Source organism: Amycolatopsis sp. GA6-003 (assembly GCF_046267895.1).
Lineage (GTDB): Bacteria > Actinomycetota > Actinomycetes > Mycobacteriales > Pseudonocardiaceae > Amycolatopsis.
Genome location: NZ_CP176499.1, coordinates 8,007,272 through 8,031,586, shown reverse-complemented (window position 1 = coordinate 8,031,586; position 24,315 = coordinate 8,007,272). Strand labels below are relative to the sequence as shown.

Here is a 24,315-nt window from a genome sequence, read left to right as displayed (position 1 = left end):
CTCAGCCCGCGCGCTCCTGGCCGCGCGGCAAGGGCTCGTGTTCACGAGCCGGGCTGGACATCGCCACGCTCACCGTCACCGCACAGTCGCTCGCGGCTCAGCTCCTGCCGGACAGCTCCGGCCCGCCTCACGAGAACAGCGCGCTGGAAAACCTTTGCGCGGCAACGCGGACAACGCCGCCAGGAGCTGAGAAAATCCCCGGCCGACCTCAGGCGTGGCCGTTCTCGGAACCCCCGCCGAACTTGGCCCACACCTTGCTCGCCGTGTCCGCGACCGTCTCCCCGACGTCGGTGAAGACCTTCGTCAGCGGGTCGGCCGAGGCGGTCCAGGAGTCCTTGTACGACTTCGCCGCGGACTTGAGGTCGTCCTTCCAGTCCGTCGTCGGCGCGTCGTCGTCCCGGCGGGGGTAGTCGCCGGTCAGGATGGCCCGGTATTCCGCCGACGCGGCCCATTTCTGCAGCTGCGTCGCCCGGACCACGGCGAACGGATGGGTCTCGGTCTCGACGTATTTCAGTTTCAGCAGGCTGTCGCGGATGTCCTCGCCCGCCTCGTATTCCGCTCCCTGCTGGAGGAAGGACGGGATGTCGATGCGGGACGGGTCGACGCCGCCGGCGAGCTGGATCTGCGCGCGCAGCGCCGCGGTCGGGTCCTGGCCGCACAGCAGGCCCGCGCGGTCGCACGAGAGTTCGGCCTTGCGGTACCACTCGCTCAGCGCCGCGATGATCGCCCGGATGCCGAGCGCGCTGACCGGGGTCCAGGACATCGACATCTGGAGGTTGATCAGGCGCACCATGATCGTGCGGTAGACCGCGTGCCCGGACAGCACGTGCCCCATTTCGTGGCCGATGGCGAACCGCAGCGATTCGTGGCTCAGCTGGTCGACGAGCGCGGTGCTGATCCGGATGAACGGCTCGTCCATGCCCAGCGCGGACGCCTGCAGCCGCGGGTCCTGGTAGACGAACAGGTTCGGCACGGCGGGCAGGTCGAGCGTCTCGGCGCATTCGTGGCGCAGCCGGTCGAGTTCCGGGTACTGCCGCGGTCCCACGCGGATCGACGAGGCCAGCGCCATCAGCCGTTCGCCGCGTTCGTTGTAGAAGCCGGAGACCGCCTTGATCACCTGGGCGAAACCGGGCACCGCGCGCAGCGTGGCGAGCGCGCCGCGGTCGACCGGGTGCTCGTAGGCTCTCGGGCTGATGCCCGGGAAACGGACGGCGGCCCGGCGCGCGGGTTCGATTTCCTCAGTCATGGTTCCCCCCAATGAAGTCGTGGGCGCCAGCCTACTCAAAGCCGACGACCCGGTTGTTCAGACCACTGATCGGGCGCCTGGGCCGGACGGCGGCCCTGCGGGATCTCGCGGATTGGCTACGATCGGGGGCACGACTGCGGGGGAGGCGGCGTGGCGCAAGGACCTGAAGAGCCCATCCCGGGCGTGGACCTCGACCGGCCCAGCGTGGCGCGGGTTTACGACTGGTACCTCGGCGGCACGGCCAACTGGGCCATCGACCGCGAGTTCGGCAAGATGGTCCTTTCGGCGTTCCCCGCCGGGAGGTACTGCGCCCGGGCCAACCGCGCCTTCCTGCACCGTGCGGTGCGGCACCTCGTGCGCCTCGGCGTGCGCCAGTTCGTCGACATCGGCTCCGGCGTGCCCACGATGGGCAACGTGCACCAGATCGCCGACGAGGTCGCGGAGGATTCCCGCGTCGTGTACATCGACAGCGAACCCGTCGCGGTCGCGCATTCCCGGATCCTGCTGGAGCGCCACGGCGATCCGGAACGCCACGCGGTGATCCAGGGTGACCTGCGCGAACCGGACGCGCTGTGGCAATCCGTCGCGGACACCGGCGTCATCGACCTCGACCAGCCGCTGGCCCTGCTGGTCACCGCGGTCCTGCACATCCAGCAACCGGGGCCGGACGGGCGCGACCTCGGGCCCGACGCCATCGCACGGTACCGGGAAATGCTGCCTTCCGGGTCGTACCTGGTGCTGTCGCAGCTCACCCACGAGGGGCTGCCCGAGGACATCGCCCGGCAGCTGCACGCGGTGATCCAGCTGTACGACACGAACGTCAGCAAGCACGTGCTGCGCTCGAACGCGGAAATCCGCGCGCTGTTCGGCGATTTCGACCTGCTGGATCCCGGCGTCACGTGGACGGCCGCGTGGCATCCCGAAGAAGGCGGGCTGAACACCCCGGTGGTCGAGTTCGCGGATCCGAGCGAGGCCGCGATGCTGGCCGGGGTGGCGCGCAAGCCCTGAGCAGTGCGGAAGCTGGTGCGGGCAAAGGGAATTCGCCGCGCCGATCCGCTTCCCGAACGCAGCGGGGCGTCGCGGAAATCCCGTCCGGCGGGGTTTGCCTTCGCCGGGCGGAACGAGTGAGATGGCCTGATGCTCATCCCGTCCGAAACCACCCCGGTCCCCTGGCGCAACGGCGCGGGCACCACCCGGGAACTCGCCGCCGACACCGATCCCGCTGGCGAACCGCGGTGGCGGATCAGCGTCGCGGACCTTCTCGAAGACGCGCCGTTCTCGGCTTTCCCGGGCATCGACCGGCTTTTCACCGCCCTCGGGCCGCTCCGGTTGACCGTCAACGGCACCAGCACGGATCTCGGGCGCGGCGACCAGATCCGGTTCGCCGGAGAGGACACTGTGTCCGTCACGCTCGCTCAGCCGACCCGAGCCCTCAACGTGATGACCCGGCGCGGGCAGTACCGAGCCGAGGTCGTCCTCCGCTCCCCTTCCGGGAAGAGCCCGGCCACCGCGGCCGCGACGGTCGACCTGGGCGAGCAAATCGCCGATGTTTTCCTCACCGCACTGGCATGATGCAGCGATGACCAGCACTGCCCGGCGGATGTTCGAGCTTCTGGAGCCGATCTGCCTTGTCACCTTCTTAGCCGACGAATGCAACGACGAGCTGGCCGCACTCGGCCACCGCACCTACTGGGACGGCTACTTCGCCAGCCGGGCCGCTCCGTTGGGGCGGGTGCCGGCGGAGGTGGTCCACGCGGCTTTCTACAACTTCGCCGACGGTGAAGTCGCGCGGCACATCCCGAGCGCGTGGGAGACAGCCCCGCCCGAGGCGTCCGTCGCCGCGCGGGAACGCGGCAGCGCGGCCTCGGTGCGCCGGATTCTCGGCCCCGAACTGGCCGGCTCCCGCGAGCTGGTGCGCGCCGCCGACCTCACCGCCAAAGCCGCGACGAGCGCCCCGCTCGCCGGGCGGGTGATGTACGCCGGGATGCGCACCCTGCCGGTGCCCGCCGATCCGGTCGCGCGGCTGTGGCATTCCGCGACCATGCTGCGCGAGCACCGCGGGGACGGGCACATCGCCGCGCTGGTCAGCGCCCGGATCGGCGGCGGGGAGGCGCACCTGCTGTCCGCGCTGGAGATGGGCATCCATCCGCCGGAGTCGTTCGGGCGGGTCCAGCACCTGCCGAAGAAGCGGCTGGCCGCGCTCATGAACGGCTTGCGCGAACGCGGTCTCGTCGACGCCGAGAGCCGGTTCACCGACGCGGGCCGAGAACTCAAAGCCCGCATCGAAACCCTCACCGACGAACTCGCCGCCGCACCGTACGAAGCACTGAGCACCGCCGAACTGGAGGAACTGATCGCCGTGCTGGAACCTATCTCGGCCAAGCTGGTGGCCGCCGGATCGAGCTGACGTAACGTGCCCGCGCCTCGCCGCGACTTCGGAGAACCCGAGTCGCAGCGAGTCGTGTCAGGTCCATCGCCAAAACCTTCGCCACCGCCGAACCGACGAGCGGCAACCTCGGCGACGGCGGGCAGGAAGAACGTCAGCGATTTCGTCACCGTTCAATCACTGCTTCGCCGCCATGACCGGTGCTCCGCGCCGTGGGGCGGCTCTGGAATCCCTTGCCCGGCCAGTGGTTTCCCTGCGCATTGTTCGGTCTGGTCTCGCTTCGCGGCCGGGCGAGAAAGCGCTCGACGCCAGCGTCACGCCGGTGCCGAACCAGGCAGCGCAAGTCGTCTGCTGGCTTCAGCCGTCGTTTATCGCGCTGGTCAACGTTTTCGGGGCCGTCGCGGGAGCGGTCGCGGCGACGAACGCCGACGACCTCGCGCATGAACCGCCTCGGATGCGCGCCGCCCGACCAGGATTCCCGACGCCATCATCACCCGCCGCAGGTTCGCCCATTCCTCGCGGGCCCGGCCGACCGCGGTGTGCGGACTCGACGCGCTGGGGTCCGTGCCGCAGCCACGTCTTGGCCCGGCAGGAAAGCAGCGCCTTGACCCGTTCCATGCTTTAGCCTCGTCCGGTGGACCGGGGAGGCTGCGGAATGACGCTGGAGTTCCGGGTGCTGGGCGAGGTCGGCGCGGTCGCGGGCGGCGAGGCGCTGGCGGTCGGGCACGCCCGGCAGCGGCTGGTGCTCGCCGCGCTGGTGCTCGACGCCGGCCGCGTCGTCCCGGCCGGTCAGCTGGTGACCCGGGTGTGGGGCGAGCAGCCGCCGTCGCGGGTCGCGAACGCGTTGCAGACCTACATCGCCCGCCTGCGCCGGGTCCTGCAGCCGTACGGCGGGGCCATCGAACGCCGTTCCGGCGGGTACGTGCTCCCGCTGCCGGAGCCGGACGCGCTCGATCTGCACCAGTTCACCAACCTCGTCAGCCGAGCGCGCGCGACGGCCGACGACGGCGAGGCCGCGCAGCTGTACGAGCGCGCCTTGGCCCAGTGGCGCGGCGACGCCTTGCTCGGGCTCGATTCGGCGTGGGCCGACTCCGTCCGGCATTCCCTCACCCGCCAGCGCACCGCCGCCGAACTCGACTACGCCGACCGGCAACTGCGCCGCGGCCACCACGGCGCCGTCCTCGGCCTGCTGGCCCGGCGCGCGGACGAATACCCGCTGGACGAACGCATCGCCGCCGCCCTCATGCGCGCCCTGCACGACAGCGGCCGCACCGACGAAGCCCTCGCCCGCTACCAGCGCACCCGCACGATGCTGCTCGACGAACTCGGCGCCGACCCGTCTCCGCACCTGCGCGCAGTGCACGAGGACATCCTCGCCGCCCAGACCCCCGCTCCCGCGCCGCCGCGGGCGTGGGCCGCGCCGGTCCCCCAGCAGCTCCCGCCCCCGCCGCCGCGGTTCGCCGGCCGCGACGACGAACTCCGCCAGCTCGACACCCTCGCCGAAGACCACGCCACGGTCCCGATCACCGTCCTGCACGGCGGTGGCGGCATGGGCAAAACCGCCCTCGCGCTGCACTGGGCGCACCGGCAATCCGCCGCGTTTCCGGACGGCCGGCTCTACGTCGACCTGCGCGGCTTCAGCCCGGACGGAGACCCGACCGCGCCCGACGTCGCACTGCGGGGTTTTCTGCACGCGCTCGGCGTCACCGGCACCGCCATCCCCGCGGAACCCGACGCCCAGACCGCGCTCTACCGCACCCTTCTCGCCGGGAAACGCGTCCTCGTCGTCCTCGACAACGCCCGCGACACGAGCCAGGTCATGCCGCTCCTGCCGGGCGATCCGGGGTGCGCCGTCGTCGTCACCAGCCGCGATCGCCTGACCGGCCTGACGACCAAGCACGGCGCCACGCCGCTCGCGGTGCGGCCGTTGCCCGCGCCGCACGCCCGGAGCGTCCTGACCGCCCGGCTCGGCCCGGATTATCTCGACGCGGACCCCGACGCGGCCGAGCAACTCGTCACGCGCTGCGCGGGTTCTCCCCTGGCACTGGGAATTCTCGCCGCGCGCGCCGCTGAGCACCCCGGTTTCCCGTTGGCCGCGCTGGCCGCCGAGATCACCGACGCGAGCGCACTCGACGACGGCGACGCCAGTGTCGCCGCGGTCCTGTCGTGGTCCCTGCGCGCGCTCCCGCCGCAGCACGCCGAGGTGTTCGAATTGCTCGGCCTCGCACCGGGACCGGACATCAGTGTCCGCGCCGCGGCCAACCTCACCGGAGTGCCCCCGAACTCCATCGCGGCGATTCTCCGTGCGCTGGAACGGGTTTCGCTCGTGGAGCAGGACACGCCCGGCCGCTACCGGATGCACGACCTGGTCCGCCTTTTCGCGAAAACCCATGCCAGTCTCCCCGCCGGGGAACGCACCGCGGCGCTGCTGCGCGTGACCGGCTACTACACCGGCACCGCCTTGGCCGGAAACCGCGTCCTGCATCCGCACGGCGTCCTCCCGCCCGGCATCGACACCGGACACGACCATCCCTATCCGCATCCGCCAGCGAGCGCCGACGAAGCCCTCGACTGGTTCGACGCGGACCACGACTGTCTCCTGGACACCCAGCGAATCGCCTGCGCCCAAGCCTGGCACCAGCCCGGGTGGCAGATCGCCTGGGCCCTGACCGCCTACCACTACCGGCGCGGATTCCTGCACGAGGACCTCGCCGTCTGGCCGCTGGCGGTGCAGGCCGCCGACGCGCTGGGCACCCCGGAAACCCGCGTCCTCGCGCACCGCCGCTACGGCCTCGCCTGCGCCCGCGGAGCCCGGCACGACGACGCCCTCGCCCACCTCGCCGAGGCCCTGGACCTGGCCAGCCGCGGCGACGACCAGCGCGTCCAAGCCATCATCGAGCACGACCTCGCCCAGGCCTGGGAACTGCACGGCGACCACCGCGCCGCGCTCCGGCACGCACAGCGCTCGCTGGTGCTGTTCCGCCCGCTCGGCAACCCGGTCTGGGAGGCCCAGGCGCACAACGGCGTCGGCTGGTATCTCACGCTCCTCGGACAGCACGAACAGGCCCGGCCGCATTGCGAACGCGCGCTCCGGCTGTACCGCGAGGAGCGCCATCCGGCGGTGGCCGACGTCCTCGACAGCCTCGCGCACATCGCCCACCACACCGGCCGCCACGCCGACGCCGTCGAGCACTACCGCGAAGCGCTCGCGCTGTACCGGGAATCCGGCAACACCTATCTGGAAGCCGACACCCTCGAACACCTCGGCCACACCCACCGCGCGATGGGCGAGGCCGGCGAGGCCCGCACGGTCTGGCAGCTTGCGCTCGACCTGTTCCGCGCACAGGGCCGGTTCGCGGAGGTCAATGCGGTGGAAACCGCGCTGGCGCGGCTCGGTGCGGGGAAGACCCGGTCCGCGCCCTAGCCGCGCCAGCGCGCGCTCGGCGAGGTTCCGGCCCGCCGCCCGCCCGTCCCGGTGGCCGTCCCCCCGGGCGACCGCGCCTTCACCGGGAAGCCGGGATCCGGCAAGCTGGTCCCGTGCCCATGGAATCAGCGATCAACAGCTCCGCCAAGGACCAGTTCGAGTACTTCGTCGACGAGCACCGCGAGGCGCTCCAGCACTGCCTCGACGGGCTCACCGAGGAGCAGGCCCGCCGTTCGCTCGTGCCGTCGAAGACCACGCTGCTCGGCCTGGTCAAACACGTGACCGTCGTGGAGAAGGTCTGGTTCGACGAGGCCGTCACCGGCCGTTCGCGCGCCGAAATCGGGATCCCGGAGACGCCGGACGAAACGTTCGACCTCACCGACGACGACACCATCGAGTCCGTCCAGCGCGCGCACCGCGAAGCGTGCGACGCCGCCCGCCGGGCCACCGCGTCGCTCGAACTGACCGACCTGCTGCCCGGCAACCGGCGCGGCCCGCTGCCGCTGCGGTTCGTCTACCTGCACGTTCTGCGCGAACTCGCGCAGCACTGCGGGCACGCGGACATCCTCCGCGAGCAGATCCTCGCGGAGGACGGCGCGCCGGCTCGAACTACTTCTTGACCGGGTAGGCCTTGGGCGAACCGTCCTGGTCGACGCCGGCCGCGGCGTACTTGCTGACCCAGTCCGGCACGAAGCCGACGCTGGTGGACAGGTCCTTGCCGGTTTTCGCGTCGAGGACGATCGGCTGCTTCCCGTTGGTGTAGCCGTACAGCGCGCCGTGCCAGGCGACGGTCAGGCCGCCCGGCGGGACGCGGTTCGCGGCCGCGTCCGGCAGGCTCCAGAGTTTCGTCCCGGCCTTCGCGTCGTACGCGGTCAGCACGCCGGAGTCGGTGCAGGCAAGCACCGACTGCTCGTCGTACAGGCAGTCGCCGTACGAGTCGGGGCCAAGGTTGCGGGTGCCCTCCACGGAGAACTTCTCCGCGCCGGTCGCCGCGTCGAGGAACTTCAGGAAGGCGTGGCCGGTGCCGGCCTCGTTGAACTTCATCACGACCATCGCCGGGTCGGCCTGCAGCAGTTCCACCGAGGTCGCCTTGGCTCCGGCCCACTGCTGCTGGCCGGTCGCGGCGTCGAGGGCGATCGGCTGGACCTCGGCCGAGTCCGGGGTCACCTTCGAGGCCACGCCGACGACGAGGTCGCCGTTCGAGCTGCCCGCGTCGAAGTCCTTGCGCTCCCACAGCTGTTTCCCGGTCGCCGGGTCCAGTCCGACGGTGAGGTTGCCCTCCGACTGCGTGAAGCTGGCGACCACGGCCTTGTCGGTGACCGCGACGACGTGCGTGACCGAACGGTCGCCGCTGATCCCGTACTGGTCGTCGGCGATCTTGGTGTTCGTCTGCCAGAGCTTGGCCCCGGTCTCGGGGTTCACCGCGAGGACGGCAAGCGCGATGTACCCGGGCGTGGTGCCCTGCTCGGGCATCCGGAGCGGGACGGCCCCGACGGCGAGTTTGTCGGTGACCAGCGGCGGGCGCGGGCCGCTCTGCTCGACGAACGGACCCTTGTGCGCGTTCGGGTCGGCCGCCGGGCCCTCGATCTTGGTGTTCCACTTCTCGCCGCCGGTGAGCACGTCGACGGCGCTCAGCGATTCGGGGGCGATGATGTAGCCGGTGCGGTCGCGCAGCGTCATGAACTTCGACGTCACGGAGCCGCCCATGGTGGCCTGCAACGCCGTGCGGGGCAGCGAAACGCCCTTGCTGGTGTCGAACGCCAGCGGCGGATCGGCGGTGACGGCCTCCGGCTGAGCGGACGAAGCGGGCGGCTGCCCGGCCGGTCCGGCCTGGTCGGTGGCCAGGCCGGTCGGGACGGACCCGCCTCCGCACGCGGTGGTGGCGGCCAGCACTCCCAGGCAGGCCGCAGTGCTCACAAGTCGCCGCATCGGCGTCCCCATTCTCCCGAATCACCCGCTCCATTCGGAGTCGACCGGGAATTTAGCCGACAGAACGGCCGCGTGCGCACGAGATCGCACAAATACGGCGAAAAAGGTGTCCCGGACCCGCGCGGCTACCCGGACGGGTGACCAGCGTCCACCCATCCGCGGCCGGCGTGGCGCCGAATACCTGCCATGACCTCCCGTCTGCGGATCCTCCCGGCAGCTCTGTGCGGCGTGCTCGCCCTGGTCGCGGCGCTCGCCGCCGGGCACCTGGCGGCGTCGTTCGGCAACGTCAACGCTTCGCCGTACCTCGCGGTCGGCAACGGAGCCATCGACCTGACCCCGCTGCCGGTGAAGGACTTCGCGGTGCGAACCTTCGGCACCTACGACAAGGCCGTCCTCCTCGGCGGGATGGCGGCGGTGTTGCTGATCGTGTCCGCGGCTGCCGGGCTGATGTCTCGGCGAGCACCGTGGCCCGGCGTCGCGCTCATTGTCGCGTTTGGACTGATCGGCGGGGTGGCGGTGGCCGCGCGGCCGGACCTGCCCGCGGTCGCGGTGCTCGCTCCCCTGGCCAGCCTGCTCGTCGGAGTGGCGGTTTTCCTTCTGCTGCGCCGAATAGCGACGAGACAGCAGACAACGGATTCCTCCCGGCGGTCGTTCTTGCTCGGCAGCGTCGGGACCGTCGTCGGGGCCGGAGTTCTCGGCGGCGCCGGGCAGGCGATCAGCGGAACGCGGGACGCGACCGCTTCCCGGGAGGCGGTAGGGCCGCTCGTGCCCGCGGTTTCGGCTCCGCCGATTCCCGCGGACGCGGATTTCGCCAAGCTCGGGACTCCAGCTTTCCTCACGCCCAACCGGAACTTCTACCGCGTCGACACCGCCTTGTCGGTTCCGCAGGTGCGCACGGAGGACTGGAGCCTGCGGATCCACGGGATGGTCGAACGGGAAGTCCGGTACCGCTACCGCGATCTGCGCGACCGGCCGCTGGTCGAGCGCACGGTGACGATGACGTGCGTGTCCAATGAGGTCGGCGGCGATTACGTGTCCACTTCGAACTTCGTCGGCGTCGACCTCGCCGATCTGCTCGCGGAAGCCGGAGTGCGGCCGGGCGCGGAGCAGCTGTTCTGTTCCAGTGTGGACGGTTGGACGTCCGGTACCCCGGTCGCCGCCGCGCTGGACCGTTCGCGCGGCGCGATGCTCGCGCTCGGGATGAACCGCGAGCCGCTGCCGCTGGAGCACGGCTTTCCCGCCCGGCTGGTCACGCCCGGGCTCTACGGGTACGTCTCGGCGGTCAAATGGGTGGTGGACATCGAGGTCACCACGTGGAAGGCCCGCCAGGCGTACTGGCTCCGCCGCGGCTGGGGCGAGCAGGCACCGATCAAAACCGAATCGCGGATCGACACGCCCAAGGGCTTCGAGAACGTTGCCGCCGGGACGGTACGGATCGCGGGCGTCGCCTGGGCTCAGCACACCGGGATCGCGTCCGTCGAGATCAAAGTGGACGGCGGGTCCTGGCAGCCGACCACGCTGTCCGCCGAAGTGAATCCGAACACCTGGCGGATGTGGTGGACCCAGATCTCGGTGAAACCCGGCACACACCAGGTTTTCGTGCGCGCCACCGACAAATCCGGCTACACCCAGACGGAAGAACGCGCTGGCACCGTGCCCGACGGCGCGACCGGATGGCATTCCACGACTTTTCTCGCTTCCTGACCAATCCGGCGCCGTCCCGGCGCCGAATCCCTGGTGAACAGTCCACTGTGAACGGAGATTCCCGTGAAGACCCTTCGCCTCGCCGGTATCGGCGCCGCTGCCGCCCTCGCCCTCACCGCGTGCGGCAGCACCGGCGACAACGCCTCGAACGGCACCAGCCCGTCGGCGATGCCGTCCTCGGCTCCGATGTCCGCGCCGATGTCCAGCAGCAGCTCCGGCGTCACCACCAACGACCAGGTCTTCGGCCCCGCCTGTTCCCAGCTGCCGCAGGGCAGCGCGCCGGGTTCGCTCGACTCGATGGGCCCTCAGCCGGTCGCGTCCGCAGCCTCGACGAACCCGCTGCTCACGAAGCTGGTCGCGGCGGTCAAGGCCACCAACCTGGTCGACACGCTCAACAGCCAGCAGGCCATCACCGTCTTCGCCCCGGCCGACCCGGCGTTCAACGCCCTCGGCGAGGCGAAATTCAAGGAACTGGCGGCCAACCCGAACCAGCTGGCGCCGATCCTGCAATACCACGTCGTGGGCAAGCGCTACGACGCCAAGGGCCTCGAACAAGCCGGTACCGTCACGTCGCTCAACACCGCGGGCGGGCCGCTGAAGATCGAAGGTTCCGGCGAGAACCTGACGGTGAACGGCGCGAAGATTCTGTGCGGGAACATCCCGACCAAGAACGCGACCGTTTTCGTGATCGACAAGGTGCTCACCCCGGGCACTAACAAGAACTGAGCCAGAACGGGCCCGGCGCAGTGGATGCGCCGGGCCCGGGCTTCAGCTCAGCGAAGAAGCCACGTGCAGATCGACGTTCTTCGTCTCCGGAGCCATGAACACACTCACCACCGCACCCAGCGCGGCAATCCCGGCCGCGATGTACATCGTCGCCGACAACCCGAGATTCGTGAGCGACCACGGCGTCGCGAAGGTACCTACAGCCGCCCCGATTCGGCTGATTCCGGTGCACAGGCCCACCGCCGACGCGCGGACCTCGGTCGGGAACAGTTCGTTCGGGTAGATCCACTCCAAAATGGACGGTCCACCGTTGAACACCGCGTACACCGCGAAGGCGAGCGTGATCAGCCACAGCGCGGCTCCCGGTTGCAGGCCGAGGTAGAAGAGCCCGGCCGCGGAGATGGCGAAGCCCCAGATCAGCACCGGACGACGGCCGAGGCGGTCCACCAGCAGCAGGGCGGCGATATTGCCGACGAAGAAGAAGAAATTGATCAGCCCGTAGCCCAGGTGCGACAGGTTGCCGCCGCCGAGGTTGAACAGTTCGAGGATTTGCGGGCCGAACGCGTAGATCGCGAACAGCGGCACGACCGTGCACGTCCAGAAAATCGAGATGAACACGACCCGCTTGAGATAGCCGCCGCGCCACAACGCGGACATCGGGGTTTTCGTTTCGGCTTCGGGAAGATCGTCGAGCGTCGCGTGCTCGCCGATCGTCGCGCGCAGCACTTCCAAGGCTTCGGCGTCGCGGCCCTTGCTGTGCAGCCAGCGCGGCGACTCCGGGATGCTGGTGCGGGCGACGACGATCAGCAGCGCGGGCACCGCCGACGACAGCAGCATCCACTTCCAGCCCTGGTCCACGTTCAGCAGGAAGAACCCGACGAACGCGGCCACCGTCGCGCCGACGAACCACATCGCGTTCAGCCCTCCGACCAGCCGGGCCCGCCACGCCTTCGGCGCGAATTCGGTGACCAGCGCGGTCGCGATGGGATAGTCGGCGCCCACCGCGATGCCGATCAGCAGCCGCAGCACGAACAACTGCGCCGCGTCGGCTACGAAGAACTGCAGCACCGAGCACACGATGATGGCGATCAGGTCGATCGTGTACATCAGTTTCCGGCCGATGCGGTCGGTGAGCGGGCCGAACACCGCTCCCCCGATGAACACGCCGACCAGCGCGGACGCGCCGATCAGGCCGGACCACAGCGAGTCCATCCGCCACTGCGGGCCGATCTGCACCAGCGCGATGCCGATGATGCTGAGGATGTAGCCGTCCAGGAACGGCCCGCCGGACGAGTACAGCGCCAGTTTGCGGTGGAACCCGTTGAGGCGGGCCGAATCCAGGGTCGCCCGGACAGCGTTGTCCGGTGCGCGGTCAGTCTTCATGTCGGTTGGTCTCCTCGCTGCCGACCGCCGCCACGGCGTCGATCTCGATGCGTTTCGTCCCCCGGAATCCGGCGACCTGGACCGTGGTCCGCGGCGGCAGGTCGATGCCGGCGAATCGGTCGAGGTAAGCCTGGTGGTAGGCGTCGAACTCGCCGAGGTCGGCGAGGAACACCGTCAGTTTGAGCAGGGTGCGCAGGCTCCCTCCCGCGGCCCGCAGGGTGTCCTCGAGGTTGTCGAGGGCGACCCGTACCTGCTCGTCGATTTCTTCCGGGACGCTGCCGTCCCGCCGTGCCGGAACCTGCCCGCACGCCCAGATCACGCCGCCGTGCACCGCGGCGCCGGCGTAGGGGCGAGGTCCGTGCGGATGCGCCACCAGCTCGCGCTCGGTCATCGGCCCTCCCGGTGGTCCGGAATCAGGAACCCGCGCGCGATCGAGTACGCGAGAGTCCACAGTGGAGTCTCCACGGACACGCCGTGGGAGACCGCCTCGCGATACCGCTTCTTCCGTTCCGCCGCAGTGGAAATCACTGGTCCGTCCGGAACCTCGGACAACGGCTCGATGACCAAACCCGCGACCGGCGGGCGTGGTTCAGCCTCGGCCGGAAGCCGGAGCAAATCTCCGTCCGGTGTGACCACCGTCCGCTCTCCACCGTCCGAAAGGGACAGTATCCGGCCAGCCCGTTCGGCGATGTCCAACGCCGCCCAGTCCAGCACCGCAGCGCTGGCCATTCCGGGCACGACCAACGTGCCCACCACGGCTGCCGTTTCGCACGCCGGGACGAACGCCTGCAACGGACCGCGAGCAGCGGGATCGTGCGCCACGGCGTATCCACCGCAACGCTCCAGCCGGAGACCGACCCGTCCGGCCGGGATCCGCGCGGTCTCGACAGCCAAGGCGTCGAGCCCGATGCCCTCGTGGACCTCGGCGGACGCGATGATCTCGGCCAGGTACTCCGCTTCGCCGCTGCTGAGCCCCGAGGCGCGCAATGCCCGCAGCGAGACCTCGTGAATTTCCCGCACGGATACCCGGGTCCGCACCGTTTCAGCCGGCGAAACGCGCTCGGCCTTCGCCGCGGTCATTGCCCGGCTCCGGGAAACACCGTGTCGAACAACCGGAGCCAGTTGCCGCCCAGCACCTGCGCCACCACCGTTTCCTCCAGGCCCACTTCCAGCAACCCTTCGGTGAGAGCGGGGAAATCGGCCGGTCCGCCGAACCAGCTGGGCCACACCGGCCATTGCGGTTCCACCGGCACCGCGGACGCGGGCCGCCACCGGCCGTTGCGCAGCCACGCGACGTAGTCCTGCGACCAGTTGCGCGTGCAGTCGCTGCCGAGCGCGACGTGGTCCGGCCCGATCTTCTCGACCAGTCCCGCGACCATTTCGCAGAACTGCCGCCGGGTCGTCTTTTCGCCGCCGATCACGTTGGGGTACAAGCAACAGCCGAGAACTCCGCCGCGCGCGGCGAGGGCCTCGATCACGTCGTCCGGCTTGTTGCGCGGCGAATCCGCGAACGACGACGGGTTCGCGTGCGTGATCGCGACCGGCCCGGCCGAGGCGTCGATCGCGTCGCGGCTCGTGCGGTTGCCGACGTGCGACAGGTCGACCAGCATCCCGACGCGGTTCATTTCCGCGACGATGAACCGGCCGTACGCGGTGAGCCCGGAATCGTGTTCGTCGTAGCAGGCGCCGCCGACGAGGTTCTGGATGTTGTAGGTCAGCTGTGCGATCCGGACGCCGAGCCGGTGGAATACCTCGACCATCCGGTAGTCGTCGCCGAACGGCGAGGTGTTCTGGAAGCCGAGCAGCACGGCGAGCCTGCCGTCGCTCTTCGCTTTCCGGATGTCGTCGGCGTTTTCGGCGAGGACGGCCAGATCGGCGTTGTCCCGCGCGAGTTCGTACCAGTCCGCGACCGCGCGCAGCGTTTCCTGCGGGCCTTCCCACACCGCGCAGGTCGCGTTGACGCCGGTGACGCCGCCGGCTTTCAGTTCCTCCAGGACCTTGCGGTCCCAGTTGTTGATCTGCAGTCCGTCGACGACAGTGAGGTCGCCGTGCTCCAGGGGGTCCACTCAGGACTCCTTTCCGGGCTTGCGGGTGAACAGCCAGTCGTCGTCCACTCCGGACTCGACGTCGCGCGCCCGGGGAGCGCCGGAGAACAGCGTGACGCGCAACCAGTCGGTGGACTGCGGGCTGTAGTTCTCCATGCCGTAGAGGGCGAGCTGGAATCGCTGCAGGTGCAGCGGAAGGAAATCGTCGGCGAGCAGGTTCGCGCGGACCTCGCCGTAGCGGAGTCCGGCGACGGACTGCACGCGCGCGACAATTCCGCGGTGCCACGGGAATTCCAGCAGGAACTCCGCGACCGAACGGCCGGCGCCGGCAGCGGCCAGGTCGTGCCGGAGCGCGTGCACGGCGCGGGCGATGTCGATCGGGTGCTCCATCGATTCGCCGGGGTCCTGGCCGCGCCGGCCGCGCCGGGGCTCCTCGTTGTCCTCGGCGGAGAACCAGAACCTCGCTTGTTCCTTCGGATCGGCGAAGTCGAATTGCCGGGTCCAGTCGTACTGGCCGGCCAGCAGATCGCGCAGCTGTCCGCAGGTCTGGCCGATTTCGACTCGCCGCCGCTGGTCGCAGGTCAGCAGGTGTTCGATCTCCGCGTCGAGCGCGTCGTCCAGCTCGATCAGGACGGTGTGCAGCACAGCCCGGGCCTCGGCGCCGAACTCCGCGGCTCGGTCGTCGAGGTCCCGCCACTGGAAGCCGCCGGTGGGGAATTCGCTGAGCAGCGCAGCGATTCCGGCGAGCCGTTCGGCCAGTTCGGGACCGGTCAGGTACGGCGCGGTCACCAGGGTGTCGCGTTCGCGGAAGTACCGGCGGGCGCGGTCGAGGAGTTCGCTGGCGCGCTGGACCGAACTGGCGTCCGCCTCGGTGTCGAGGGCCCGGGCCAGCGGAAGTTCTCGCGCCGAGCACCACGCGTCGAGGATGTGCGGATGGTTCACCACGAACGGGACCATGCCGAGTCCGGTCGCGTTGCCGAGGCCGAGGTACCGCCGCCAGTCGCCGGAAAGCGTTGCCGCGGCGGGGTTTCGGCGGGCGGCGCAATGCTCGACCAGGTCGTAGCTGAACTCGCGCAGCAGCCACGCCGCCAGCATTTGCGCGCGGTACGGCACCCGCAGCGGCGGTATTTCGGCGAGCCGGTCGAAGTCGGCGAGCCCGAACTTTCCGTTGCTGTAGAAGGCGGTGCTGCGCAGGACGTAGCAGGCGTCGCCCATCGTGGCGATGTCCGGCTGAGCACCCTTCGCCAGTTGAGATACCACGTAAGCGAAGAACCGCTCGCTCCGGTTGGCTCGAGTCCACACCAGGGTCGCGGCGTTGGCCCGGCCAGCTTCCTGCCGTGGCACTTCACGACGCAGCTCTGCCATCCGAGTATCCGGAACTGGGCCTTCCACCAGGGCAGCCGTGACATCCCAGCGTTTCGCGATCACGCGGTCAGTGCGCTCGTTTTCCTGCAATACCGTGGAAAACACCGCGAAGTGCAGCAGCGTGCCGCCGGCGTCGATCCGGTAGACCGCTTCGCCGTGCCCGAGGTCGTCGAACTCCCACCGAGCCTTGGACACCGCCCAGCGTTCCCGAGCCGCCTGGCGGAGGAACGACCGCGCGAAGCTGTGCCGGGTGTAGCGGGCGGCGCCCAGTTCCGCCGGGGCGAGCGCCGTGTCCGCGGGCCGGGTCACGAGTGTTCCCGGGGCGCGGACGTCCGCAGGTACGCGGTTTTGGTCCAGGTGAAGAACTCCGCGGCGGATTCGCCGTTCTGCTCGCGCGGCGCCGGGAACGAGGAGTCCTTGAGACCGCCGAACGGCGCGTGCACCTCGGACCCAGTGTTCGGCGCGTTGACCTTCACGATGCCCGCGTCCAAGTCGCGCAGGCACCGCCGCACCGCGCGCTCGTCGTCGGTGAACACCGCCGCGGTGAGCCCGAACCGGGTGCCGTTCGCGAGCCGGATCGCCTCGTCCAGGTCGGCGGCGCGCAGCACGGTGGCGACCGGGCCGAAAACTTCCTCCTGGCTGATCGTCAGTTCGGGCGTTCCGGCCAGCAGCGTCGGCGCGACGAACGCGCCGCCCTCCGGGCAATCCGCGCGGGCCAGCACCGTCGCGCCCTCGTCGACCGCCTGCTGGATCGCGCCCTCGACCTCTTCCGCCGCCCGGGCGGACACCAACGGCCCGATCTCGACTCCCGGCGTCGTCCCCGGTCCGACGACCAGCCCCTTGACCCGCGCGGACAGCTCGGCGACCAGCCGGTCGTAGGCGTCCCCGACGGCGATGATCCGGCGCGCCGCGGTGCACTTCTGCCCGGTCCCGCTCATCGAAGCGGTGACCAGCGCCGCGGCCGCCTGGGCCGGGTCGGCGTCGGGAAGGACGATCGCCGCGCTGTGCCCGCCGAGTTCGAGCTGCACCTTCGCCCCGCGCGGCACGACCGCGGCCTGGATCGCCCGGCCGACCGGCACCGACCCGGTGAAGGTGACGCCGGACAGCTCCGGCCGTTCCACCAGCTCCGCGCCCAGCGAACCGGGCGCGAGCAGCAGGTTGAGCACACCGTCCGGAACCCCGGCCTCGATCAGGATCTCCGCGAACGCGACCGCCAGCGCCACCGTGTCGCTGGCCGGCTTCCACACCACCGAGTTGCCCCACAGCAACGCGGGCGCGAGCTTCCACGCCGGGATCTGCACCGGGAAGTTCCACGGCGTGATCACGCCGACGACCCCCAGCGGACGGCGCACGGTCCGCACCACCTCGTCCGGGTTGCCGGACGGGTAGAGCACGCCGTCGGCACTGCGTGCGCGGCCCGCGTGATAGTGCAGCGTCTCGACCGAAGCGGCCACCTCGCCCCGGGACTCCGGCAGCGTCTTGCCCTGCTCTCGGGTCATCAGGGCGGTCACCGATTCGGCGCGCTGGGCGAGCAGTTCCGCGGCCCGGCGCAGCACGAGACCGCGGGCGATGGTGCCCTGCCGATCCCACTCCGGCTGCGCCGCCACCGCCGCGCGCACCGCCTCGTCGAGCAGCTCCGGACCGGCCTGCCGGTACTCGGCCACGATCTGCGCGGGATCCGCCGGGTCGACACTCTGCGCGACCGGTCCATCGCCGGGAACCCACCGTCCCGCTACGAAGTGCTGCAACGACAATGCGTGATCCACGGGTGCTCCTCGACGTTCGCGACGGTGCTTGTCGTCTCTGACGCTAAGTCGCGCGGAACACAGAGTGAAGTATCTATTGCCTACGCACTGATAAGGATCCATTATCACCGGTGTGGAACTCCGCCAGCTTCGCTACTTCGTCGCGGTCGCCGAGGAACGCAGCTTCCGCCGCGCCGCCGAACGGCTGCACCTCGCCCAGCCCGCGCTCAGCCAGCAGATCGCGAAACTGGAGAAAGAGCTGTCCGTGCGGCTGCTCCTGCGGACGACCCGCAGCGTCGAGCTGACCGAACCGGGCCGCGTGCTGCTGGCCGAGGGCCGCCGCGTGCTCGCGGACACCCAGCACGCGCTGACCGCGGTCGCCCACGCCGCGCGCGGCGAACTCGGCTTGCTGCGGATCGGGTTCGTCAGCTCGGCCGCGCTCGAAATCGTGCCCGCCACGGTCCTCGAAATGCGCCGGCAATGGCCGGATGTCCGATTCGAACTGACCGAATCGACCACCGACGCGCAAATCGCCGCGCTCGGCGACGGCCAGCTCGACGTCGGCATCGCGCGCGAGGTCGGCGAAGCTCCCGGGCTGACCGTGCACCCGCTGGGCCGTGAACGGCTGATCGTTGCTGTGTCCGAGACGCATCCGTTGGCGGACAAGGAAACCGTCGAAATGCCGGAGCTGGCCGACGAGCCGTTCCTCGCCTTCCCGCGCACGCGCGTCTCCCGGCTGCACGACCACATCGAGACGCTGTGCCTGCGCGCCGGATTCCGGATGCGCGTGGTGCAGGAAGCCGTCCAATTCCCGACCATGCTCGGCCTCGTCGCGGCCGACACCGGCATCGCGATCGTGCCGAATGCCTTGCGCGCCTTGCACTTGCCCGGACTGCGCTACCTCGCCCTCACCGATCCCGGCGCGTTCTCGACCGTCTCGGCGATCTCGCGCACCGACCACGAAAACAACCCGGTCGTGGACCGTTTCCTCAGCGTCGCCCGTGCCGGAAGATGACCCCGTGGACTTCGAACCGCACCGCGGCGAACTGACCGCCTACTGCTACCGGATGGCCGGCTCCTGCCACGAGGCCGAGGACCTCGTGCAGGAAACGCTGCTGCGCGCGTGGAAAGCCCGCGACCGCTACGACCCGGCCCGCGCCTCGGTCCGGACCTGGCTGTACCGGATCGCCACCAACGTCTGCCTGACCGCTTTGGAAGGCCGCGCCCGCCGCCCGTTGCCGTCCGGGCTCGGCGCGCCCAGCGACGATCCGAACGCACCGCTGCAGCCGGCGACGGACATCCCTTGGCTGCAGCCGTTTCCCGACGCGCGCTGCGAGGCCGACACCCGCGCCGGACTGCGGCTGGCGTGGATCGCCGCGACCCAGGTCCTCCCGGCGCGGCAACGGGCGGTCGTGGTGCTCCGGTCGGTGCTCGAGTTCAGCGCGGCCGAGGTCGCCGCCCAGCTGGAGACGACCGTCCCGGCGGTCAACAGCGCGCTGCAACGAGCCCGCGCCGCGCTCGCCGACGCGGGCGGAATGGACGAGATCGCCGAACCGGCCGACGCGGAAACCCAGGCGGTGATCGACCGGTACGCACGCGCCTTCGAGGCCGCCGACGTCGACGCGCTCGTCCGTCTCCTCGCCGACGACGCGATCCTGGAAATGCCGCCGGTCCCGCTCTGGTTCCGCGGCCGCGAGGACTACGGCCGGTTCATGCACCGGGTGTTCGAGATGCGCGGGGCCGGCTGGACCGTCCGCCGCCTGACCGCCAACGGCCAGCCCGCACTGGCCGCGTATGCGCCCGACCGGCAGCTGCACACCCTGCAGGTCTTCACCGTGGCCGGCGGGCGGGTTTCGCACAACGTCGTGTTCGCCGATCCGCGCGTTTTCCACGCGTTCGACCTGCCGCCGAAGATTTCTTAGCCGGGACCGATGAGTTCAGCCGGGGCCTCCGGTAAGTACTGGCGACCACCGACTGAAGGGATTTCCGCCATGAGCGTCCTCGTCATCGCGTTCACCACTCTCGACGGCTTCGCGTCCGACCCGGGCAGCGCCCCCAGCGGCGGCTGGGCGTTCCGGCACGGCCCGGAGTCCGTCGCGGGCGACAAATTCCGCCTCGGCAGCACGCTGGACGACGGGGTCCTGCTGCTCGGCCGCAAGACCTGGCAGCTGTTCTCGGGACTGTGGCCGCACCGCGACGACCCGTTCTCGCACCGGATGAACGCCGTGCCCAAACTGGTCGCCACCAGCACCCTCGCCGACACCAGCGCGTGGCAGAACTCCTCGGTCCTCGACGGCGACCTAGTCGACGCGGTGAAACGGGAAGAACGCGACGTCGTCGTCACCGGAAGCCTGAGCGTCGTGCACACGCTGCTGGCGGCGGACCTGATCGACGAGTACCGGCTGCTGACCTTCCCCACCGTCCTGGGCACCGGCACCCGCCTGTTCCCGGACGGCACCCGTCCCGCGCACCTGGAATGCGTGTCGGTCGAACGCGTTGGCGCGGCGACGCTTTCGCGGTATGTGCGGGAGGCTTCGGGGCGGTAGGCCGGTTCCGGGCGCTTGCGGTCCGAGCGACCCGGGCTCAGTCGGCGTACCCGTGCTGATGCGCGTAACGCACTGCCTGCGCCCGGGTCCCGCAGCCGGTCTTCGCGAAGATCCGGTTCACATGCGTCTTCACCGTCGCCTCGCTGACCTGCAGTTCCCGCGCGATCTCGCGGTTCCCCCGGCCCGCCGCGACCAGCTTCAGCACGTCGATCTCCCGCGCTGTCAGCCCGTCCTCCGGCGGTGCGGCCGGACGCCTCGCCGCGGCCAGCAACGTCCGCTGCACCGCCAGGTCCATCACGGTCTGCCCGGCCGCCGCCGCGTGAATCGCGCGGCCGATCTCGTCGCCGTTCGCCGCCTTGGTCACGTAGCCGACCGCGCCCGCGTCCAGCGCGCGCACGATCGACGCGCTGTCCGCGTACGTGGTGAGCACGACGACCCGCGTGCCCGGCAGGTCCGCGACGATCCGCCGCGTCGCGGTCGCGCCGTCGCAGCGCGGCAGGTCCAGGTCCATCAGCACGACGTCGGGCTGCAGCCGCAGGGTTTCCTCGACCGCGGCGACGCCGTCGCCCGCCTGCCCGACGACCTCGATGTCCGGCAGCAACCCGACCAGCAGCACCAAACCTTCCCGCACCGCGGGCTGGTCCTCGGCCACGAGCACGCGCACGATAGTCATGCCGGGATCCTCACCGACAGCCGCCAGCCCGCGCCGTCCGGGCCCGCGGCCACCTCGCCGCCGACCAGTTCCGCGCGCTCGCGCAGGCCGGTCAACCCGTACCCGGCGCCGGGCAGCCCGCTGCCGGAACCGGTCCGGTTCACGACCGTCATCGTCACCTCATTGTCTAAATAGGACAGTTCGACCGACACCGGCGCACCCGCCCCATGCTTGCGGGCATTGGAAAGTCCTTCTTGGACAGTGCGGTACAGCAGCAGGGTGACGTCCGCGGGCAGCTCCCGGGGCTCGCCGGTCACCTGGACCGACGCGTTGTCCGGCAGCGAACCGAACAACTCCGGCAGCGCCATCGGATCGCCGCGCAAGGCGTGCACGGCCCGCCGCGTTTCGATCAGCCCCTCCTGCGCCAGCTGCCCAGCCTTCTGCACGCACGCGGCGAGTTTTTCGTCCGGCACCGGCAACTCGGCCACCATTCGCGCCGCGGCCTGCAGGTGCAGCGACAGCGCCGAGAGCGAATGCGCCTGGATGTCGTGCACCTCCCGGGCCAGCCGGGCGCGTTCCTCCAGGGTCGCGCCCCTGGCCACGGCTTCCTGGGTCAGCCGCGTCTGGTCCAGCAGCTCCCGGGCCTGCTGCGCCTGCACCCGGTACTGCCGCCGGTTGAGCCCGAGCAGCACCACGACGGCCACCGCGAGCACGTTCCCCGCCACGAGCCCGCCCGGCTGCCCGGCGAGGAACCCGCCGACGGCGGCTGCGACCCCCACGACCGCAGCCACCGTGATGATCTCCGCCGGCGGGATCGCTGCCAGCGAGGACAACACGAGCAAGGACAGACATATCAACGACGGTCCGGTGAGACTTTGGTCCGCCACCGTGACGACCGTGCCGAACAGCGCGGCGAGCGACAGCAGCACGCCCGCCGCCCGCGGCCAGCGCAGGTCCAGCACCCCGAACGCCAGGCCGCTCGCCGCGGACGCGGTCAGCGGCACCCACTCCCAGGCCGCCGGGGGCCGCGCGGTGACGAGAATCGCGACGAAGGCGACCGGCGTGAGCAGCCGCATCAGGACCAGCGGCAGCCGAGTCATCGCATTCCCTCCCCGTGGGCTTCTCCGCTGCTCAGCGTAGTCAGACCCGCACCGGCTGCCCGTCGCGCACAGCCTCCAGCCGCCGGGACCGCCACAGCACCCCGCCGGCCCGCACCGCGACCATGGCCAGCGCCATCAGCACGAAGAACAGCCCCACCCCGTCCTCGTCCAGGTGCGCGCTGACCAGGAATTCGCCGACCTTCACCGCGAACGAACGCACGTTCTCCACCGCCCACACGAAGATCAGCCGCCCGACCAGCACGGCGAGCCAGATCAGCAGGTACGGCCAGCCCGCCCAGGTCCGCACGCGCCCGGTGACCGGATCGCGCTCGACCCGGGTGGTGGCGATCAGCCCGGCCCCGGCGACCGCCCCGACCACAGCGCCGACCAGGCCGGCCGCCAGGTTCGGCCCGGTGAGCGAGATCCCGCCGGTGAAGTACAGGACGCCGATGACGGTGCACGAAACGAACGGCATGGTCCCCATGAGCAGGTTGTGCCGGCGGCGGCCCACCTGGGTGAAAAGAACGAGGGCGAGCAGGATCCCGCCCATGACGAGAGCGTCAGTCATCACGGCCTTCTTCCGGAGTCAGGCGGGCCGGAACACCCGCGTTCCCGACGCTAGGGCGGCCGGCCCGCGGAATCGTCCAACCACCGACCGATTCCGGGTGGACGTGACCTGCACCCGAAATCCCGGAGCCGCCGCGCCTGCGCCGGTACACTGTGGAGCGTCAGCGGCCGAAGACGGCTGGGCGCAATCGAAAGCCGTGGAGCCGGACGAACGATGATTCCCGCACTGCTGGTCCTCTCGACCGCGGTCCTGCTGCGCGCGCTCGCGGCCAAACAGCTCGACCGGTGGAACATCGCCGCGCCGGTGCTGATGGTGCTGTGCGGGGTCGCGACCGCGTTGTTCGCGAATCCGGAAAAACTGCTCGACCTCTTCGACACCGAACTCGCCCAGCACGTCGCCGAACTCATTCTCGCGATGCTGCTTTTCGTCGACGCCACCGAAGTCCGCGGCGGACGGCTGTGGGGACACGCGCCCAGCCTGGTCGCCCGAGTGCTGTTCCTCGCGCTGCCGCTGAGCCTCGGGCTGGCCATGCTGGTCGGCTGGGCGTTCTTCCCGGAATTGTCGTGGCCGCTGCTGCTGATCGTCGCGTGCATTGTCATCCCGAGCGATTTCGCCGCCGCCGAACGCGTGGTGCGGGACAAAACCCTGACGCCGCAAGTACGCAGCGTGCTGAACGTCGAAAGCGGCTACAACGACGGCTTGGTCTCGCCGCTCTTCCTCTTCGCGCTCATTCTGGCGCGCAGCGACAATACGGCGAACACCGCGGGAAAGGCCCTCGCGACCGCCTTGCCGTTCGCGAGCAAAGCCATCGTCGCCGGCGCGGTCGTCGGCTCGGTGATCGGTTTCCTGCTGTTCCTCGCCGTCCGCTCCGGCTGGACTTCCGGACAGGGGCGGCGCATTGCCGTCCTCACCACTCCCCTGCTGACCTACGCGGCCACCGTCGCCATCGACGGCAACGGATTCGTCGCCTGTTTCGTCTGCGGGATCGCGTTCCGCTACGTCTACCGCGCCTTCGCCGCGCGGCACCTCCGCACCGCGGACAGCTCCGCCCGCGAGCACTTCGCCCGGCCGTCCGAGGACCTGCGCCTGCTCGAAGAAGTCACCGGAATCCTGACGATGACGATGTGGTTCGTCGTCGGCGCCGCCGCGGTGGTCGTGGTGTCCTTCGGCGTGCCGTGGCAGCCCATCGTGTTCTCCCTGCTCGCGCTGACGGTCCTGCGGATCGTCCCGGTGCTGGTGTCGCTGACGCGGACCCGGATGCCGCTGCGGGACCGCTTCCTCGTCGGCGCGCTGGGCCCGCGAGGCACGACGTCGATCGTCTTCGGACTGCTGGCGATCAACGGCCTGACCGGCGAGGAGAACGACCTCGTGCTGACGCTGACGGTGATCTGCGTGCTCGGCAGCGTGGCCCTGCACGGACTGGGCTCGACACCGCTCATCTCCCGGCTGATGAGGCCATGACGAGCTGGAGTGCACTGTGGACGCAACGCCTGCGG

Annotated in this window: 23 protein-coding genes; 11 read left to right on the top strand and 12 right to left on the bottom strand. The window is 70.4% G+C overall.

The annotated features are described in order from the left end of the window. Positions 1-208 precede the first annotated feature (208 nt). Complete coding sequence (locus F9C12_RS36195; RefSeq protein WP_409463444.1) at positions 209-1,246, bottom strand: M48 family metallopeptidase; 1,038 nt, start codon at positions 1,244-1,246, stop codon at positions 209-211. A gap of 150 nt (positions 1,247-1,396) precedes the next feature. Here F9C12_RS36195 and F9C12_RS36190 point away from each other — a divergent pair, with 150 nt between their 5' ends. The 3 genes from F9C12_RS36190 to F9C12_RS36180 all read left to right on the top strand — a co-directional run bounded on the left by F9C12_RS36190 (position 1,397) and on the right by F9C12_RS36180 (position 3,653). After that, positions 1,397-2,254, top strand: a complete 858-nt coding sequence (locus F9C12_RS36190) for an SAM-dependent methyltransferase (RefSeq protein WP_409186229.1) — start codon at positions 1,397-1,399, stop codon at positions 2,252-2,254. A 129-nt stretch (positions 2,255-2,383) separates the two neighbouring features. Beyond that, positions 2,384-2,818, top strand: a complete 435-nt coding sequence (locus F9C12_RS36185; protein ID WP_409463443.1) for a HutD family protein — start codon at positions 2,384-2,386, stop codon at positions 2,816-2,818. A gap of 7 nt (positions 2,819-2,825) precedes the next feature. Further along, positions 2,826-3,653 (top strand): SCO6745 family protein, encoded by an 828-nt coding sequence (locus F9C12_RS36180; protein ID WP_409186227.1) that lies wholly within the window; start codon positions 2,826-2,828, stop codon positions 3,651-3,653. Positions 3,654-3,798: 145 nt separating this feature from the next. Here F9C12_RS36180 and F9C12_RS36175 read toward each other — a convergent pair whose 3' ends face one another. Then, positions 3,799-4,074 carry a hypothetical protein gene (locus F9C12_RS36175; RefSeq protein WP_409463442.1) on the bottom strand — a complete coding sequence of 92 codons (276 nt, stop codon included), beginning with the start codon at positions 4,072-4,074 and terminating at the stop codon, positions 3,799-3,801. A 213-nt stretch (positions 4,075-4,287) separates the two neighbouring features. On the opposite strand from F9C12_RS36175, the gene F9C12_RS36170 reads away from it, so the two are divergent. Both F9C12_RS36170 and F9C12_RS36165 read left to right on the top strand, forming a co-directional pair. Continuing rightward, positions 4,288-7,056, top strand: coding sequence for a BTAD domain-containing putative transcriptional regulator (locus tag F9C12_RS36170; protein WP_409463441.1), 2,769 nt, complete (start codon positions 4,288-4,290; stop codon positions 7,054-7,056). Between the two features lie 119 nt (positions 7,057-7,175). Next, the gene (locus F9C12_RS36165; RefSeq protein ID WP_409467133.1) at positions 7,176-7,676 is read left to right on the top strand and encodes a DinB family protein; all 501 of its coding nucleotides are present in this window, start codon (positions 7,176-7,178) and stop codon (positions 7,674-7,676) included. Here the strand turns inward: F9C12_RS36165 and F9C12_RS36160 are convergent. Next, positions 7,666-8,985: a PQQ-binding-like beta-propeller repeat protein gene (locus tag F9C12_RS36160; protein ID WP_409463440.1), complete on the bottom strand. Its 1,320-nt coding sequence runs from the start codon at positions 8,983-8,985 to the stop codon at positions 7,666-7,668. The two genes, F9C12_RS36165 and F9C12_RS36160, sit on opposite strands and share 11 nt — an antisense overlap. 186 nt (positions 8,986-9,171) lie before the next feature. Here F9C12_RS36160 and F9C12_RS36155 point away from each other — a divergent pair, with 186 nt between their 5' ends. Together F9C12_RS36155 and F9C12_RS36150 are read left to right on the top strand one after the other, a co-directional pair. Then, a complete protein-coding gene (locus F9C12_RS36155) occupies positions 9,172-10,689 on the top strand; it encodes a molybdopterin-dependent oxidoreductase (RefSeq protein WP_409463439.1) in 1,518 nt (505 codons plus the stop codon). Positions 10,690-10,752: 63 nt separating this feature from the next. Continuing rightward, positions 10,753-11,415 carry a fasciclin domain-containing protein gene (locus F9C12_RS36150; protein WP_409463438.1) on the top strand — a complete coding sequence of 221 codons (663 nt, stop codon included), beginning with the start codon at positions 10,753-10,755 and terminating at the stop codon, positions 11,413-11,415. Positions 11,416-11,457: 42 nt separating this feature from the next. On the opposite strand, the gene F9C12_RS36145 is transcribed toward F9C12_RS36150, so the two are convergent. From F9C12_RS36145 to F9C12_RS36120, 6 genes are read right to left on the bottom strand one after another with little or no spacing between them, the layout of a single operon-like run. Then, positions 11,458-12,798, bottom strand: coding sequence for an MFS transporter (locus tag F9C12_RS36145; protein ID WP_409186222.1), 1,341 nt, complete (start codon positions 12,796-12,798; stop codon positions 11,458-11,460). Next, the gene (locus tag F9C12_RS36140; RefSeq protein WP_409186221.1) at positions 12,788-13,189 is read right to left on the bottom strand and encodes a RidA family protein; all 402 of its coding nucleotides are present in this window, start codon (positions 13,187-13,189) and stop codon (positions 12,788-12,790) included. Before F9C12_RS36140 ends, F9C12_RS36145 begins: the two co-directional genes overlap by 11 nt. Further along, positions 13,186-13,878 (bottom strand): hypothetical protein, encoded by a 693-nt coding sequence (locus F9C12_RS36135; protein ID WP_409463437.1) that lies wholly within the window; start codon positions 13,876-13,878, stop codon positions 13,186-13,188. The genes F9C12_RS36140 and F9C12_RS36135 overlap by 4 nt, the downstream gene beginning before the upstream one ends. After that, positions 13,875-14,864: a membrane dipeptidase gene (locus F9C12_RS36130; RefSeq protein WP_409186219.1), complete on the bottom strand. Its 990-nt coding sequence runs from the start codon at positions 14,862-14,864 to the stop codon at positions 13,875-13,877. Before F9C12_RS36130 ends, F9C12_RS36135 begins: the two co-directional genes overlap by 4 nt. Further along, positions 14,865-16,517: a hypothetical protein gene (locus tag F9C12_RS36125; protein WP_409463436.1), complete on the bottom strand. Its 1,653-nt coding sequence runs from the start codon at positions 16,515-16,517 to the stop codon at positions 14,865-14,867. Then, positions 16,514-17,974 carry an aldehyde dehydrogenase family protein gene (locus tag F9C12_RS36120; RefSeq protein ID WP_409463435.1) on the bottom strand — a complete coding sequence of 487 codons (1,461 nt, stop codon included), beginning with the start codon at positions 17,972-17,974 and terminating at the stop codon, positions 16,514-16,516. The genes F9C12_RS36125 and F9C12_RS36120 overlap by 4 nt, the downstream gene beginning before the upstream one ends. Positions 17,975-18,086: 112 nt before the next feature. Between F9C12_RS36120 and F9C12_RS36115 the strand changes: the two genes are divergently transcribed. The 3 genes from F9C12_RS36115 (at position 18,087) to F9C12_RS36105 (ending at position 20,499) form a co-directional block, all read left to right on the top strand. After that, the gene (locus F9C12_RS36115; RefSeq protein WP_409463434.1) at positions 18,087-18,968 is read left to right on the top strand and encodes a LysR family transcriptional regulator; all 882 of its coding nucleotides are present in this window, start codon (positions 18,087-18,089) and stop codon (positions 18,966-18,968) included. Between the two features lie 4 nt (positions 18,969-18,972). After that, positions 18,973-19,875 (top strand): RNA polymerase subunit sigma-70, encoded by a 903-nt coding sequence (locus F9C12_RS36110; RefSeq protein ID WP_409463433.1) that lies wholly within the window; start codon positions 18,973-18,975, stop codon positions 19,873-19,875. A 69-nt stretch (positions 19,876-19,944) separates the two neighbouring features. Further along, positions 19,945-20,499, top strand: a complete 555-nt coding sequence (locus tag F9C12_RS36105) for a dihydrofolate reductase family protein (protein WP_409463432.1) — start codon at positions 19,945-19,947, stop codon at positions 20,497-20,499. Between the two features lie 37 nt (positions 20,500-20,536). Here the strand turns inward: F9C12_RS36105 and F9C12_RS36100 are convergent, their stop codons facing one another. From F9C12_RS36100 to F9C12_RS36090, 3 genes are read right to left on the bottom strand one after another with little or no spacing between them, the layout of a single operon-like run. Continuing rightward, on the bottom strand, positions 20,537-21,172 hold the full coding sequence (locus F9C12_RS36100) for a response regulator (protein WP_409186214.1): 636 nt from the start codon (positions 21,170-21,172) through the stop codon (positions 20,537-20,539). After that, positions 21,169-22,251: a sensor histidine kinase gene (locus F9C12_RS36095; protein ID WP_409463431.1), complete on the bottom strand. Its 1,083-nt coding sequence runs from the start codon at positions 22,249-22,251 to the stop codon at positions 21,169-21,171. The genes F9C12_RS36100 and F9C12_RS36095 overlap by 4 nt, the downstream gene beginning before the upstream one ends. A gap of 40 nt (positions 22,252-22,291) precedes the next feature. Continuing rightward, a complete protein-coding gene (locus F9C12_RS36090; RefSeq protein WP_409463430.1) occupies positions 22,292-22,819 on the bottom strand; it encodes a DUF1453 domain-containing protein in 528 nt (175 codons plus the stop codon). A gap of 213 nt (positions 22,820-23,032) precedes the next feature. On the opposite strand from F9C12_RS36090, the gene F9C12_RS36085 reads away from it, so the two are divergent. After that, entirely contained in the window at positions 23,033-24,280 is a 1,248-nt protein-coding gene (locus F9C12_RS36085; protein WP_409463429.1) for a cation:proton antiporter, read from the top strand. Positions 24,281-24,315: the final 35 nt, after the last annotated feature.